Origin of the sequence: Enterococcus sp. BWT-B8, assembly GCF_020567625.1 — a bacterium.
Classification (GTDB): Bacteria; Bacillota; Bacilli; order Lactobacillales; family Enterococcaceae; genus Enterococcus_L.
Genome location: NZ_JAJDJV010000001.1, coordinates 279,296 through 294,009, shown reverse-complemented (window position 1 = coordinate 294,009; position 14,714 = coordinate 279,296). Strand labels below are relative to the sequence as shown.

13 protein-coding genes are annotated in these 14,714 nt (G+C 38.8%); 12 read left to right on the top strand and 1 reads right to left on the bottom strand.

The window, feature by feature from the left end:
* Positions 1-714: 714 nt before the first annotated feature.
* Positions 715-1,386, bottom strand: coding sequence for a PAQR family membrane homeostasis protein TrhA (gene trhA, locus LI951_RS01345; protein ID WP_420705898.1), 672 nt, complete (start codon positions 1,384-1,386; stop codon positions 715-717).
* Positions 1,387-1,498: 112 nt separating this feature from the next.
* Here trhA and LI951_RS01340 point away from each other — a divergent pair, with 112 nt between their 5' ends.
* The 12 genes from LI951_RS01340 to trmFO all read left to right on the top strand — a co-directional run bounded on the left by LI951_RS01340 (position 1,499) and on the right by trmFO (position 14,139).
* Positions 1,499-2,341 (top strand): DegV family protein, encoded by an 843-nt coding sequence (locus LI951_RS01340; protein WP_202069206.1) that lies wholly within the window; start codon positions 1,499-1,501, stop codon positions 2,339-2,341.
* 180 nt (positions 2,342-2,521) lie between these two features.
* Complete coding sequence (locus tag LI951_RS01335) at positions 2,522-3,400, top strand: SGNH/GDSL hydrolase family protein (protein WP_420705897.1); 879 nt, start codon at positions 2,522-2,524, stop codon at positions 3,398-3,400.
* Between the two features lie 5 nt (positions 3,401-3,405).
* Positions 3,406-4,119, top strand: coding sequence for a YpmS family protein (locus LI951_RS01330; protein WP_420705904.1), 714 nt, complete (start codon positions 3,406-3,408; stop codon positions 4,117-4,119).
* Positions 4,120-4,137: 18 nt separating this feature from the next.
* Positions 4,138-4,662 (top strand): peptide-methionine (S)-S-oxide reductase MsrA, encoded by a 525-nt coding sequence (gene msrA / locus LI951_RS01325; RefSeq protein WP_229441029.1) that lies wholly within the window; start codon positions 4,138-4,140, stop codon positions 4,660-4,662.
* Entirely contained in the window at positions 4,659-4,877 is a 219-nt protein-coding gene (locus LI951_RS01320; protein ID WP_202068904.1) for a YozE family protein, read from the top strand. Before msrA ends, LI951_RS01320 begins: the two co-directional genes overlap by 4 nt.
* Positions 4,878-5,430: 553 nt before the next feature.
* A complete protein-coding gene (locus tag LI951_RS01315) occupies positions 5,431-6,861 on the top strand; it encodes a S41 family peptidase (protein ID WP_229441028.1) in 1,431 nt (476 codons plus the stop codon).
* A 68-nt stretch (positions 6,862-6,929) separates the two neighbouring features.
* A complete protein-coding gene (gene lepB, locus LI951_RS01310; RefSeq protein ID WP_202068902.1) occupies positions 6,930-7,487 on the top strand; it encodes a signal peptidase I in 558 nt (185 codons plus the stop codon).
* Positions 7,488-7,500: 13 nt separating this feature from the next.
* Positions 7,501-8,364: a ribosome biogenesis GTPase YlqF gene (gene ylqF, locus LI951_RS01305; RefSeq protein WP_202068901.1), complete on the top strand. Its 864-nt coding sequence runs from the start codon at positions 7,501-7,503 to the stop codon at positions 8,362-8,364.
* Positions 8,354-9,124 carry a ribonuclease HII gene (locus LI951_RS01300; RefSeq protein WP_202068899.1) on the top strand — a complete coding sequence of 257 codons (771 nt, stop codon included), beginning with the start codon at positions 8,354-8,356 and terminating at the stop codon, positions 9,122-9,124. Before ylqF ends, LI951_RS01300 begins: the two co-directional genes overlap by 11 nt.
* A gap of 65 nt (positions 9,125-9,189) precedes the next feature.
* Positions 9,190-10,065 (top strand): DNA-processing protein DprA, encoded by an 876-nt coding sequence (gene dprA, locus LI951_RS01295; RefSeq protein ID WP_229441027.1) that lies wholly within the window; start codon positions 9,190-9,192, stop codon positions 10,063-10,065.
* A 127-nt stretch (positions 10,066-10,192) separates the two neighbouring features.
* Positions 10,193-12,271: a type I DNA topoisomerase gene (topA, locus tag LI951_RS01290; RefSeq protein ID WP_202068890.1), complete on the top strand. Its 2,079-nt coding sequence runs from the start codon at positions 10,193-10,195 to the stop codon at positions 12,269-12,271.
* A gap of 560 nt (positions 12,272-12,831) precedes the next feature.
* Positions 12,832-14,139, top strand: a complete 1,308-nt coding sequence (gene trmFO / locus LI951_RS01285; RefSeq protein WP_229441026.1) for an FADH(2)-oxidizing methylenetetrahydrofolate--tRNA-(uracil(54)-C(5))-methyltransferase TrmFO — start codon at positions 12,832-12,834, stop codon at positions 14,137-14,139.
* The last annotated feature ends 575 nt before the right edge of the window (positions 14,140-14,714 follow it).

The following is a 14,714-nucleotide window of genomic DNA, read 5'->3' as shown; positions in this document are numbered from 1 at the left end:
TGTTCGTTTTGTAAAGTACAAATACTCATTTTTTTATTCTTTTTTTCTGCTGCTGGTGAAACGATCACTAAAAAGAAAGAGGCAAAGGTTATTGAAAAGAAATCTGCTGATACAAGCAGCACTATAGAGGAAGAGCTGTTTGGAAAGTTCTGGTTTAGTGTTGGCAAAGAATATGCGAATGATATAATTTATGGTTATGAACTGGAATTTTAATTTCAGTATAAACGAATAGAAAGGACGGACGTATCGTATACAGGTAAAAAATGGAACTAAAATATTAGAATGAAATAGCAGAAACAATGGGAGCCTACGGATGGAGAAATAATGAAAGCCTATTCTAAAATAAATTTTGAACGAGATCTGTTAAACTTATGGGGAATAAACTCTTAATATATTCAGAATACTGAGTTTGACCTCGAAAATATTGATTTTAAAGACACATTATGAGATGAAAATTACTAAACGGATAGAGAAGCAGCTTCAAAAGCTATGGGTAGCGATGATGGAGAAGTAGAAAAGGGACTACTTCAAAACTAACGGGAAGAACTTATCGAAAGTGGAAAAATAGAGACAAGGTAGTATGGAGATCTATATTTTAGTTTTACAGATAGAAAAATAATGATAAAAAATAAAATGTAATTCTGTATAGAGTTAATTCTTAAGAAAAACAAAAAGACAGCGGCGGAATAATAAAAATAATCCGCGCTATCTTATTTAAGTGAAAAATAAAACTGAAAAAAACATAAAACCTGCTCCAGCCATCACGAATAGATGCCAGACAACATGCATAAACCGTACATTTTTTAAGCTGTAGAATAGTGCTCCCAGCGTGTATGAAACGCCTCCGGAAACTAAAAGTGCCAGACCCGTAAAACTCAAGCTTTCATACAACGGCTTTGCTGCAATCAGACACAACCAGCCCATAATTATATAAATAACAGTTGAAGCATATTTTACAGTATCCTGTTTATGCAGAGTGACCGATTTATAAACAACTCCTGCAATAGCCAATGACCAAATCAATCCAAACAGTGTCCAGCCTAACCACCCCTGCACGCTTAACAGGCAAAATGGTGTATAGCTCCCTGCAATCAATAAAAAGATGGAGCTGTGATCAAATACCTGAAAAACTTTCTTCGCCTTAGTGAAAATCAGACTGTGGAACAGCGTGGAAGAGAGAAACAGCAAAATCAGTGTTGAACCATATAGAGCATAAGAGACAACATAAAGCGCCGAGTCCAAATTTGTTCCTTTTACCAGTAATATGACCAGGCCTGCAATACTCAGACCAAAGCCGATTCCATGGGTAACAGCATTGAGTACTTCATTGACAATTAGATATTTGCGGGAAAATCCAGCTTTTTCCAAGAAATCAACTTCCTTCATTTTAATTTGATGAAAAATTATTTTCGGTCTGTTATACTATATCCATAACTGAAACCATATAATCATTCTATCATGAATGAAGGTTGTTTTTAAAGAAAGAGTGGTTAATTTTATGACAAATGTAAAAATTGTGACTGATTCCTCCTGTACGATGAGAAAGGAAGTACGGGACAATTTAAATATCCACATGATTCCTTTATCCGTTATGATAGACGGTGTTGTCTATCCTGATGATGACCATTTAGAAGGCGAACGGTTTATGCATATGATGGAGGAAGCAAAGGCTTTACCCAAAACCAGTCAGCCGCCAATTGGAGAATTTGTCGAACTGTATGATGAACTTGGAAAAGACGGCAGTGAGATTATCTCTATCCATATGACAAAAGGGTTGAGCGGAACAGTTGAGGCTGCCAGACAGGCAAGCAATCTGACTTCCAGCAAGGTAACGGTCATCGACAGCGATTTTGTAGATCAAGGGCTCTCTTTCCAAGTGATTGAAGCTGCGAAGCTGGCTCAAAATGGTGCAGATACTCCTGAAATTTTGGCTAAAGTAGAGCATGTTAAAGAAAATACAAAACTGTTTATAGGTATTTCTACACTGGACAATCTGGTTAAAGGCGGAAGAATCAGCCGTGCAACTGGATTGATGTCAAATATATTTAATATGAAAGTGGTCATGGACTTTGATCATTCAGAATTAATTCCAGTTATAAAGGGACGCGGCGTTAAAACCTTTAATAAATGGTTTGATGAACTAAAGACTGAACTGGAAAAACTTTCTAATATCCGTCAGATTGGGATTTCTCATGCGGATGGTTTAGAGCTGGCAAACTATTTCAAAGATGGGCTGCAAAAACTGTTCCCTGATATGGATATTCCTGTTTTGCATACAAATCCGGTGATTGCTACACATACTGGTAAAGGCGCCTTTGCAATAATGTACTATACAAAATAAGAACGTTTAAATTGGATGTTTCAGAAGCCAAGCAGAGACGATGAGTCATCGAGTTGCTTGGCTTTTCGTATCAAGCTGTGAAATGTATCTGTTTTATCACATATTGAGATTGAAGAGCAGGAGGATATCCGAGCTGATAGAGCTCCTGCTCTCTTTTTGAGAATGAAAGAGGGGCTGAAGATGAAAGACTTTTTTCAAAAAAATTGGCTGATGCTTGTAGTTCCTTTTGGAGCGGCTCTGCTTACCTTGCTGTTGCTTTTTTTTATAGTACCTAAAGCTCAGCCTTATTTTAATACACAAAAAACAAGTGTCCCCAATGAGAACAACAAGGATATTATTAAATATGTTGCTATTGGTGACTCCTTAACAGAAGGAGTCGGTGATCTGACAAATTCCGGCGGCTTTGTACCAATTTTGGCTAATGAAATTAAAGATCGATATAATGTAAATGCAGTTGATGTTGAAAACTTTGGTAAAAATGGTGATCGAAGTGATCAAATTTTGAAGCGGATAAAAAAGAGTGAAGATATTCAGAAACAGTTGGGTGAAGCTGATTTAATTACTTTGACAGTTGGGGGTAATGACCTGATGAAAGTAATAAAAGGGGATGTCTTCAATTTAACAGTGGAGTCTTTCAAAAAACCTCTGAAAAACTATCAGGGGCAAATCAGCTCACTCTTGAATGAAATTCGAAAATATAATGAAGCTGCACCTGTATACATATTAGGCATTTACAATCCATTTTATCTTTATTTTCCGGAAATCATTGAGATGCAGCAGATTGTGAACAATTGGAATGATGGAACAGAAGAAACTGTGTCTGAGCAGAATAACATGTATTTTATTCCGATTAATGACTTGTTGTATAAAGGTGTAGATGGCGATGTCGGTATAACCGGAGCGGAAGAAGACACAAGCTCTAAAGCGATCACGAATAATGCTATTTATGAGGAGGACCATTTCCATCCGAATAATATTGGTTATCAGTTAATGGCAAATGCAGTGAGAGAAATAATGATAAAAACTAAAGACGAATGGCTGTTCAAGGAGAGTGAATGAAGCCTATGGCAGGATCAGACGAAATAAAATCAAAAAAAACAAAGAAGAAAACCAAAAAGATGAAAAAGACGAATAGTCATCAGAATAGCCAGCCTAAAAAAAAGCTGAACCCATGGAAAATTGCCTGTCTGACAATTATCGGGATTTTAACCGGAATCATTTTGTTTATAGGAATTAGAGTTACCCAGGTGAGAGAACCAAACATTAATTCATCCCAAACAACCAGTATAGAGGGAACCCCGGTTCTGAGTATCCAGTCCAACAAACAGCAAATCAATTCATTAATTGAATTTTTTTTTAATGAGTTCCAAAAAGACACTGATATTACGTATGACTTTTATCTTGAAAATGAAGCCATGCTGACAGGAACGTTTAAAGTTCTGGGTTATCCGATTCAGTTTAATCTCTATTTTGATCCCTATGTTGTTGACGGAGGCAATGTTCAGCTAAAAGCCAAAAGTCTCTCTATAGGAACACTAGGGCTTCCTATAAAGGATATTCTGAATTTTGTGAAAAGGGACTACAATTTGCCGGGGTGGGTTGAAGTTAATCCCAGTGAAAAATATATATTATTAAAACTAGATGAATTTAGAATGCAAAACGGATTATTTATTCGTGCAGAAAAAATTAATCTGATTGATGATGATATACGGGTGAATCTCTATCTGCCATCAGATAATGAGAAGAACACTGAAACTTCAAACACTTCAGAAGAATAGCAGGAAAGGGGAAGTATTATGACAGAAAAAGCAATTTTTGCAGGGGGCTGCTTCTGGTGTATGATTCAACCGTTTGATCAGCAGCCTGGGATTATATCGGTGACATCAGGCTATACAGGCGGTCACACAGCAAACCCAACCTATGAACAGGTAAAAAGTCATAGGACTGGTCACACGGAAGCTGTGGAAATTATTTTTGATGACCAGATTATTTCCTACGAGAAATTAGTGGAGATTTATTGGCAGCAGACCGATCCGACAGATGCATTAGGGCAGTTTGAAGATCGTGGAGATAACTATCGACCAGTAATCTTTTATCTGAATGAACAACAAAAAGAAATTGCTGAAAAAAGTAAACAGGAGCTGCAGAACAGCGGGCGCTTCAAAGAAAAAATTGTAACAACAATTGAACCGGCGGCTGTCTTTTATCCTGCAGAAGACTATCATCAGGACTTTTATAAAAAAGAGCCGAAGAGATATGAAAAAGCCCATGAGCTAAGAGGCGAATTTTTAGAAAAAAAATGGGAGAAAGAAATAAAATGAGAAGAAGTTTTTATCATTACCTGATCACTTTAAAAGGACCGGCAGCAGATGCTGAAACTAAATTTGCCAATGCAGCAGCGAAAGATATTCGTTTCCCAAAGCATTCAGAAGACTATAACGAACTTTCCTCCTATTTAGAAATGGAAGTAAACTATCTGTCCACAATGACTATTTTTGACGAATTATGGGAAAAGTATTTGGAGAATAACAAATAAGGAACCTGACTAGAAAGAGGATGTACCAAAGTTGCTCCATACGACAAGAAGCTGCGCCCAGCTTCAAGCAGCAGATAACATGCATCATCTACTCTGACAAGTGAATCGCAGTGATTTATGACACCAAGAAGGAATTCAAGAAAATGATAAGAAAACTTGCAGGATAACTGGTAGGATGCCTTGTAGGAACTAGACGGCATGTATCGAGGAACGGAAAGAAGCGAGTACCGCAGATACATCGCTTAAAAAGCATGTATCGAGGAACGGAAAGAAGTGAGTACCGCAGATACACTGCTTAAATGGCATGTATCGAGGATTGAAGTATATAAAGACTGGAACACCGTTTATTTGGTTTTTTGGGGGCTGTAACATAGGTTTGTTGCACTCCCTTTTTCTGTTTTGTTAAAAATGTAAAAATCAAGAACGATTCCTTGCAAGCAACAAATGAATTTCGTTTAATTTACTGTGAAACAGCTTTTTTCATTATCTTTTTCATGGTAAACTAGACTAATCGGTCAATACAGGAGCGAGCAATAAGGAGAGAACAAAAGCAATGAGAAAAAATCATCGTCAAGTACCCTATTATCAATATGTTGTTTCCATTATTTGTACAGCAATTATTGCAGTGGGCGGTTGTTATATTTATTTTAGCAGTCTGTTCAGCAGTTATATTTCTCAGCAGACAAGTGATGCAGGAGACTTGAAAGAGGTTCACGGACTTTATAATAATATTCTGGAAAATTATGTTGGATCAGTAGATGAATCAGAATTGGTTGAAGGAGCTTTAAAGGGAATGATGGAATCGTTGGATGATCCTTATTCTTCTTATCTGGGTGATGAAGAATCATCTGAGCTGAGCGATGAGGTTTCCGGGAGCTTCGAAGGGATTGGAGCTTCAATGGGACTGGTTGATAAAGTACCTACAGTCACTCAGGCCCCTATTGAAGGTTCACCTGCTGAAAAAAATGGATTGAAGGTAAATGATGCGATCCTGCAAATAGACGGTGAGCCTACAGAAGGTCTGACACTGTCTGAATCAGTGAGTAAAATTCGAGGAGAAAAAGGGACGGAAGTTCAGCTGACAATCTTAAGAGAAGGCGAAACCTTTGATGTCATTATTGAGCGAGATACAATTCCGATTGAGACAGTCAGCAGTGAAATTGATGCAAAAAACAGTAAAATTGGTAATATTCGTGTCTCATCCTTTGGCGGAAATACATTTAAGGAATTGAAAACAGCTATTAAAGATCTGCGGAAAGAAGGGGCAGAATCATTTGTACTGGATTTCCGGCAAAATCCCGGCGGTTTGTTGAATCAGGTGGAAATGATGAGCAGCATGTTTTTAGAGGATGGTAAAGTAATTGTCCAATTCGAAGATAAGGATGGTAATATTACAGAGCATACAGCTTCTTCTGAACTGGACGGCGGTTTTAAAGTAAAAGAACCAGTTGTGGTACTTGTCGATGGTGGAAGCGCCAGTGCAGCTGAAATTTTTGCAGCAGCTTTAAAAGAATCCGGCAATGTTGATGTCATCGGAACGACGACTTATGGAAAAGGAACTGTTCAGACTGTAAAAGGAATTACTGATCACAGCAGCTTGAAACTGTCTATTTTGAAATGGCTGACCCCGGAAGGAAACTGGATTCATGAAGAAGGGTTGGAACCGACCATTGAAGCAGATTATCCGGAGTATGCTTATCTTTCTCCCATTTCAAGGAGTGAGGTTCTGGAAGAAGGGAGTCAGTCTGACTCCGTGATGAACGTAAATAAAATGCTAAAAGCACTGGATTATGATGTAAATGAATCAAATGAATTCAACAGCAGTACGAAGACAGCAATTGAGACTCTGCAGTCTGAAAAAGGACTTTCTGTTACTGGTCAGGTAAATCAGGAGACAGCTGATAAGATTGAAGAATTGTTAAAAATCAAAATTCAGATAAACGATACGGCTTATAATAAGGCTGTTGAAAAGCTGGGGAAATAACTGTCTGCTTTAAAATTGTATAAAAGCAGCTGCTTTTGTTATATTACAATGGAGGAAGGTAGAAATTTATGAGAGGGAAAAATAAATATATCGCATGTTTTATTTCTTTTATGAAATTACTGATACCTTCTTTGGTCATATTATTTATTTTGAGAGGTTTTCTATTAATTCCTGTTCCCATTGATGGAAATTCCATGGAGAAGAACTTGAGTCAGGGTGACATGGTTCTAATGGAAAAGTTTACAGATGTCAATCGTTTTGATGTTATTGTTTTCCAATTGCCGAATGGAGAAATTTATGTAAAGAGAGTCATTGGTCTTCCTGGAGATACTGTGCGTTATGAAAACGATCAATTGTATATTAATAATGAAAAAATAGCAGAGCCTTTTTTGGAAGAAAATAAAAGCAAGAAAAACGAAGATGATGTGAAGCCGTATACAACGGACTTTGAACTTTCCAGTCTTCTCAATCAAGATCAGCTGAGCAATGAAAGTTATTTTGTATTGGGGGACAATCGTCGGATGTCAAAGGACAGCCGTTCTTTTGGTGCAGTGGACAGTAAATACATCTTAGGTAAAGCACGCTTTGTCTATTATCCATTAAGACATATTAAAATCATTAGTTAGGTAGGTGATAAGCATGAATATTCAATGGTTTCCAGGGCATATGGCCAAAGCCCGTCGAGAAGTATCAGAAAAAATAAAATTTGTTGACATTGTTTTTGAGCTGGTTGATGCTCGGCTGCCTCTGTCTTCAAGAAATCCAATGATGGATCAAATTGTTCAGCAGAAACCACGACTGGTTTTATTGAATAAAGGCGATCTCGCAGATAGTGAACAAAGTAAAAAATGGCAGAATTATTTTCAGGAAAAAGGGTTTCATACTTTAGTCATCAACGCACAGCAAAATATCGGAATAAACAAGATCATTCAAGAAGCAAAAAAGGCATTGAAGGATAAAATTGAACGGGATCGAAGCAGGGGATTAAAACCTCGTGCGATTCGTGCAATCTGTATTGGTATTCCAAACGTCGGAAAATCTACGCTGATGAATCGGCTCGTGGGAAAGAAGATCGCTCAGACTGGGAATAAGCCAGGAGTAACCAAGGGACAACAATGGTTGAAATCAGGGAAAGATCTGGAGCTTCTTGATACTCCTGGGATTTTATGGCCAAAGTTCGAAGATCCTGAAATCGGGAAAAAACTGGCTTTGACAGGTGCCATCAAAGATCAGCTGCTTCATTTTGATGATCTGGCTATTTATGGGTTAGAGTTTTTCAGCCGTTTTTATCCAGATCGTATTAAAGAACGCTATGGGATCACAGATGACGAACTATTTTTACCGCCAGCAGAGCTGTTAATGCTGATTACAAAAAAACGCGGCTTTAAAGAGGACTATGATCGATCAAGCGAAATGATTGTTCAGGAAATCCGCAGCGGAAAGTTAGGTACATTTACACTAGATCGTTGGGAAGAGTTAGGAGCAGCAAGGGATGAAGAATGAATCAATCAAGGAAATAAAAATAGCATTAAAGTCTGTTCATTCCAGAGAAGACGAAAGACTGTTAATCTGGCAGCAGGATCAGCGTCTTGGTGTTCAGCAGGCACTGGGACAATGGGAGAGAAACCTGTTAAAAAAGGAAAAGGAAGCAGCAAAGTTTCAGGAGCTTTCCATCTTTGAAAAGGAAGCAAAACAGGAAGGATACCGCCTGATTGCCGGAATTGATGAGGTTGGCAGAGGACCGCTTGCAGGTCCGGTCGTCGCAGCAGCAGTCATCCTGCCGGAGGATTGTAAACTGTTAGGGCTAAATGATTCAAAACAGCTTTCCGCAAAAAAGAGAGAAGAGCTGTATGATCTAATTCAAAATCAGGCGATTTCTATTGGTATTGGGATGGTTGACCACATAGAGATTGATCATATAAATATCTATCAGGCCAGTAAAAAGGCTATGGGGATGGCAATTGAGGATTTGGATTTTATTCCCGACTATCTTTTGATTGATGCTATGGAATTGGATACAAAAATTCCTCAAAAAAGCTTAATCAAAGGAGATGCCCGTTCAATTTCCATTGCTGCCGCAAGTATTGTAGCTAAAGTCTGCCGAGATCGTTTGATGGAAGACTACGCGAAACTGTTTCCGGGATATGCATTTGAAAAAAATGCCGGATATGGAACAAAGGAACACATTGAAGGGATTAAGCATCGGGGAATTTGTCCGATTCATCGAAAAACGTTTGCTCCCGTAAAAAATTATTGCGAATAAAATAAAATAAGTCTTCTTCTGCAAATACTATTTAAGACATAGTATTTGAAAGGAAGGTTTTTTTTATGGAAAAAGAAATCAGGGCATTATTATTTAAGCTTGTCAATTGTCGGGGAATCGGAAATCTGGGACGACTAAAAATTTTATCCTTCATCCTGGAAAATGAATCGATCGAAATAAAAAAAGAAGAAATGCTTCGTATTGGTCAAGTAAAAAGGTACGAATCTTTATTTTTAGAATCCTGGAATGCTCTCTCAGAAAATCCAGAAAAATTACAGGAATTTCAGGCTGAACATCAGTTTTTGACCATTCTGGATGAGCGATTTCCTCCTCTGCTGAAGGAAATCTATAATTGCCCGGCAGTCTTATTCTATCAAGGGAATATAGAGCTGTTAAAGCATAAATCCATTGCGTTTGTCGGAGCAAGAGAAGCCTCTTCCTATGGAGTAAAAATCGTTCGGGAATTTGTTCCTGCCATTTCAGGGGCCGGTTGGGTCATTGTCAGCGGATTGGCTAAAGGAATTGACAGCCGCTCACATGAAGCTGCGATCAAAAGTCAGGGGCAAACAATTGGAGTTGTTGGAACAGGGCTGGATATTTGCTATCCCAAAGAAAATACTTACCTGCATCGATTAATAGCTAAGGAACATCTGCTGATCAGTGAACATCCCAATGGTACGCCTCCCAGAAAACATCATTTTCCCATGAGGAACCGAATCATTGCAGGACTCTGTCAGGCAACTTGCTTGATAGAAGCCAGACGAAACAGCGGCTCCTTAATAACAGCTCAATCAGCATTGGAATATGGCAGGGAAGTCTTCGTTGTACCAGGAAATATTTTTCTACCTCATTCAGAAGGCTGTCACACCCTGATATATGAGGGTGCTAAAGCCATTTTTTCGCCACAAAATATTATAGAGGAGCTCAATTTTTTTCGCTAGTTCACTATATCAATCCTTGACAAACACAAAATGAATAGATATGATGAACTACGATTTGTGAGTTTTTATTCTATATATATAGTAGGAAATAGTAAAAAAGGGAACCCTGAAAGGAGCCGCACGTTTAATGGCGTATAAATATCTAGTAATTGTAGAATCACCTGCAAAAGCCAAAACGATTGAAAAATATTTAGGAAGAAATTACAAAGTGGTTGCCAGCGTAGGTCATATTCGCGACTTGCCTAAGAGTAAAATGGGCATCGATTTTGAAAATAATTACGAACCGCATTATATCTCAATCCGAGGAAAAGGCGATGTAATCAAGGGATTGAAAGCTGCAGCAAAAAAAGCCGAAAAAGTCTATCTCGCAGCCGATCCGGATAGAGAAGGGGAGGCCATTGCCTGGCACCTTTCTCACTTACTGGGATTGAACATCAATGATAAAAACCGGGTTGTGTTTAACGAGATCACAAAGGAAGCTGTAAAAGCAGCCTTTAAGGAGCCTCGGGCAATTGATCTGGATTTAGTGGATGCACAGCAGGCACGTCGCGTATTGGACAGAATTGTCGGCTACTCCATCAGTCCAATTTTATGGCGCAAAGTAAAAAAAGGGTTAAGTGCAGGACGTGTTCAGTCAGTAGCTTTAAAAATTATTATTGACAGGGAACATGAAATCCGGAAATTTGTTCCAGAAGAATACTGGAGCATAGACGGTAATTTCCAAAAGGGTCGAAAGAAGTTTAAGGCAAATTTCTGGGGACTGGACGGAAAGAAGAAGAAACTCCCTAATCCTGAAGCTGTTAAAGAAGTAACAGACCGAATGAATGGAAAAGAGTACAATGTCGACAAAGTTGAAAAGAAAGAACGAAAACGCAATCCTGCGTTGCCGTTTACAACCAGCAGTCTTCAACAGGAAGCTGCCAGAAAACTGAACTTCCGTACTCGCAAAACCATGATGGTTGCTCAACAACTCTATGAGGGGATCGCACTTGGAAAACAGGGGACTGTCGGGCTGATTACGTACATGCGTACAGATTCTACCAGATTGGCTGATTCTGCAAAAGCTGAAGCCGCAACATTTATTGAAGAAAAGTACGGCAAAGAATATTCTGCACACGGCGGACGAAAAAGCAAGAATGCTCAGGGAGCACAGGATGCCCATGAAGCTATCCGTCCTTCCAGTGTACTCAGGACACCGGATGAAATTAAACAATACCTTGATAAAGACCAATTAAAGCTGTATACATTGATTTGGTCACGAATGGTTGCCAGCCAGATGACACCGGCTATTTTGGATACAATGAAAGTAACATTGAATCAAAATGGCGTTATCTTTATTGCAAATGGATCAAAGATAAAATTCAAAGGATTCATGCAGGTCTACGTTGAAGGACGTGATGACGGAAAAGAGGATAAAGAAAATATTCTTCCTGACATGGAAGAAGGAGATATCGTACTAGCTGTGGACATTGAACCAAAACAGCACTTTACTCAGCCTCCTGCACGATTCAGTGAAGCGACTCTGATTCGTACACTGGAAGAAAATGGTGTGGGGCGTCCTTCGACTTACGCTCCGACTTTGGAAACTATTCAGCGTCGATATTATGTTAAATTGACCAATAAACGGTTTGAGCCTACTGAACTCGGAGAAATTGTCAATAGTCTGATTGTCGAATTCTTTCCTAAAATTGTTGATGTCCACTTCACCGCTTCAATGGAAGGCAACCTTGATCATGTCGAAGAAGGAACTGAAAAATGGATTGAGGTGATCGATCAGTTCTACAAGCCGTTTGAAAAAGAACTGACAATTGCGGAAGAAAAAATCGAGAAAATCCAGATAAAAGATGAACCTGCAGGATTTGACTGTGACTTATGTGGTCACCCAATGGTCATTAAGCTAGGGAAATACGGAAAGTTTTATGCCTGCAGTAATTTTCCGGATTGTCGCAATACAAAACCAATAGTCAAAGAAATAGGTGTTACCTGTCCGGTTTGCCATGAGGGACAGGTTATCGAAAGAAAATCGAAAAAGAATCGTTTGTTCTACGGCTGCAGCCGTTATCCAGACTGTGATTTCACTTCATGGGATAAACCAGTTGGACGAAACTGTCCGAAGTGTGATCAGTATCTTGTTGAAAAGAAAGTTAAAGGCGGCAAACAGGTCGTTTGTATTAATGGTGATTACGAAGAAAATGTTCAAAAATAATCCTATTAGTTGTTAAGCTTATCGATATAACTCGAAATTTTCTTATAATCGGTTTTTCGCCAAGTCAGGTAAAGCATCTAATTAAAGAATTTAACCCCTTTATATTATAGATTGAAAAACAAAGAACGAAAGAGACCGTGACAAAGTACTTCATGCGACGAATAACTGCAGGAGCACATGCACGAACTTAACTGCGATGAGTAATCGCAGGAGCAAAGCCCTTCATGCGACGAGTAACCGCAGGAGTAAAAGTGTTTACTTTCGAGAACTAGGGGGTAGGGATGCTCACTACTTGCAGACTCTAAACTGTGACGAGCGTTTATGCAAGAAAACATTGAGTCACTTTGTTCTTTGTGATTTAATCCAACAAACCGAAAATTGTCAAGGAAGCTTATGGAATCGTGTCGCTTTGTATCTGCGGTTTTTGCTTCGTTCCAATTCTCAATGCATCTAAAGGCTGAAATGCCGTTTATTCAGTTTTAGGGGTTCGAGACATACGAATGTCACAGCCCCTTGTTCTTTTCCAAAAAAGCAATAACAATACAGAAACGAGGAAGTAAATGACAAAAACAGTCACAGTTATAGGAGCGGGTCTTGCAGGAAGCGAGGCTGCATGGCAGGTTGCACAGGCAGGAGTACCCGTTACTTTATATGAAATGAGACCAGTTAAAAAAACACCAGCTCATCAAACAGAAGAATTTGCAGAATTAGTTTGTTCTAATTCTCTGAGAGGAAACAGTCTGACAAATGCGGTAGGCGTACTAAAAGAAGAAATGCGGCGAATGGATTCCATCATTATCGGCTCTGCTGACAAAACAGCGGTACCGGCAGGCGGAGCACTTGCTGTGGATCGTGACAGTTTTTCTCAAACAGTGACTGAACAAATTAAGAATCATCCCCTGATCACTGTTAAGAATGAAGAAATTACCGAAATTCCAGAAGGGATCACGATTATTGCAACTGGTCCGCTGACTTCCGAAAAGCTTTCAGAAGAAGTAAAAGCTTTTAATGGTTCAGAAGGTTTTTATTTTTATGATGCTGCTGCTCCAATTATTGATTATGCAACAATAGATATGGATAAAGTGTATTTGAAATCCCGCTACGATAAGGGAGAAGCTGCTTATTTGAATTGTCCAATGACAGAAGAAGAATTTAATCATTTCCATGCAGCATTAGTGGAAGCCGAAGTGGTTCCTCTAAAAACCTTTGAAAAAGAAAAGTTTTTTGAAGGCTGTATGCCAATTGAGGTAATGGCAAAACGCGGCATTAAAACCATGTTATTCGGACCGATGAAGCCTGTTGGACTGGAAGATCCGAAAACGGGAAAGCGCCCTTATGCAGTTATTCAATTGAGACAAGATAATGCTGCTGCTTCACTTTACAATATTGTCGGTTTTCAGACCCATTTAAAATGGGGGGAGCAAAAGCGTGTCTTTCAAATGATTCCGGGACTGGAAAACGCTGAATTTGTCCGTTATGGTGTTATGCATCGAAACAGTTTTATGAATTCGCCTGAGCTGCTTTTGCCTACTTATCAGTCAAAACAAAGAGAAGATCTTTTCTTTGCCGGACAGATGACTGGTGTAGAAGGCTATGTGGAAAGTGCGGCAAGCGGACTTTTGGCAGGAAGAAATGCGGCACGATTGGCTAAGGGAGAAGAACCTGTTATCTTGCCGAGAGAAACAGCAATGGGTAGTATGGCTTATTATATTACGCATGCAGAAGGCAAGCATTTCCAGCCGATGAATGCCAACTTTGGTTTATTTCCGGAGCTTCCGGCTCGTATAAGAGACAAAAAAGAACGTTACGAAGCACTTGCAAACAGAGCACTGGAGGTTCAAAAAGAAGTGCTGGAAAATATAGAATAAAACTAATGGAACTTTCTTCTATTACCAAAAAGCAAATTATTTAAAGTTTGCTTTTTGGTGTTTTTTCATTGCAGCCGGAAATTGAGAAGTTAAATCCGAGTATTTATTTTTTGTATCGGAACGTCAGTATGAATAGGGTTTGCTTGTCTGGTTTTTTATGTCTTTTCTCCAGTGCAAAGCAAAGATAATCTGGAGTAATTTAAGAAAATACTTCTCCTCTGAAATGGATCTTTTAAGATAAGTCCTGTAGATGATGCGCATGACATTTCCAGCTATACTTTCATTGCTTGCCGAAGGGGAAGAAGGAACCGGTTATGGGTCCGAAGAATATTCCGCAAAAGGAATCCCTTCGTTCTTTGCTGGGCGGAAGAAACTGATATTATTTGGGTTTCCAGGGGAGATATTGGAACGTTCTACTGGATTTAGGAAGAACATTCATGGAATAAATATTTGTTTAATGAGTATTAGCAGAAAGAATTGGAACCGCTTTTAAAATTAGAGCAGTAATTTGAAAAGAGTCATTCTGATGTTATTAAGGAAAGGATTAGAATTGTGAAAAAATTTAGAAATATTGA

Excerpts from the sequence above, each read along its gene's own strand:
- lepB (WP_202068902.1), top strand. The coding sequence starts at position 6,930 with ATGAGAGGGAAAAATAAATATATCGCATGTTTTATTTCTTTTATGAAA.
- LI951_RS01330 (WP_420705904.1), top strand. The coding sequence starts at position 3,406 with ATGGCAGGATCAGACGAAATAAAATCAAAAAAAACAAAGAAGAAAACC.
- LI951_RS01300 (WP_202068899.1), top strand. The coding sequence starts at position 8,354 with ATGAAGAATGAATCAATCAAGGAAATAAAAATAGCATTAAAGTCTGTT.
- trhA (WP_420705898.1), bottom strand. The coding sequence starts at position 1,386 with ATGAAGGAAGTTGATTTCTTGGAAAAAGCTGGATTTTCCCGCAAATAT.
- trmFO (WP_229441026.1), top strand. The coding sequence starts at position 12,832 with ATGACAAAAACAGTCACAGTTATAGGAGCGGGTCTTGCAGGAAGCGAG.
- LI951_RS01340 (WP_202069206.1), top strand. The coding sequence starts at position 1,499 with ATGACAAATGTAAAAATTGTGACTGATTCCTCCTGTACGATGAGAAAG.
- ylqF (WP_202068901.1), top strand. The coding sequence starts at position 7,501 with ATGAATATTCAATGGTTTCCAGGGCATATGGCCAAAGCCCGTCGAGAA.
- topA (WP_202068890.1), top strand. The coding sequence starts at position 10,193 with ATGGCGTATAAATATCTAGTAATTGTAGAATCACCTGCAAAAGCCAAA.
- LI951_RS01315 (WP_229441028.1), top strand. The coding sequence starts at position 5,431 with ATGAGAAAAAATCATCGTCAAGTACCCTATTATCAATATGTTGTTTCC.
- LI951_RS01335 (WP_420705897.1), top strand. The coding sequence starts at position 2,522 with ATGAAAGACTTTTTTCAAAAAAATTGGCTGATGCTTGTAGTTCCTTTT.
- dprA (WP_229441027.1), top strand. The coding sequence starts at position 9,190 with ATGGAAAAAGAAATCAGGGCATTATTATTTAAGCTTGTCAATTGTCGG.
- msrA (WP_229441029.1), top strand. The coding sequence starts at position 4,138 with ATGACAGAAAAAGCAATTTTTGCAGGGGGCTGCTTCTGGTGTATGATT.
- LI951_RS01320 (WP_202068904.1), top strand. The coding sequence starts at position 4,659 with ATGAGAAGAAGTTTTTATCATTACCTGATCACTTTAAAAGGACCGGCA.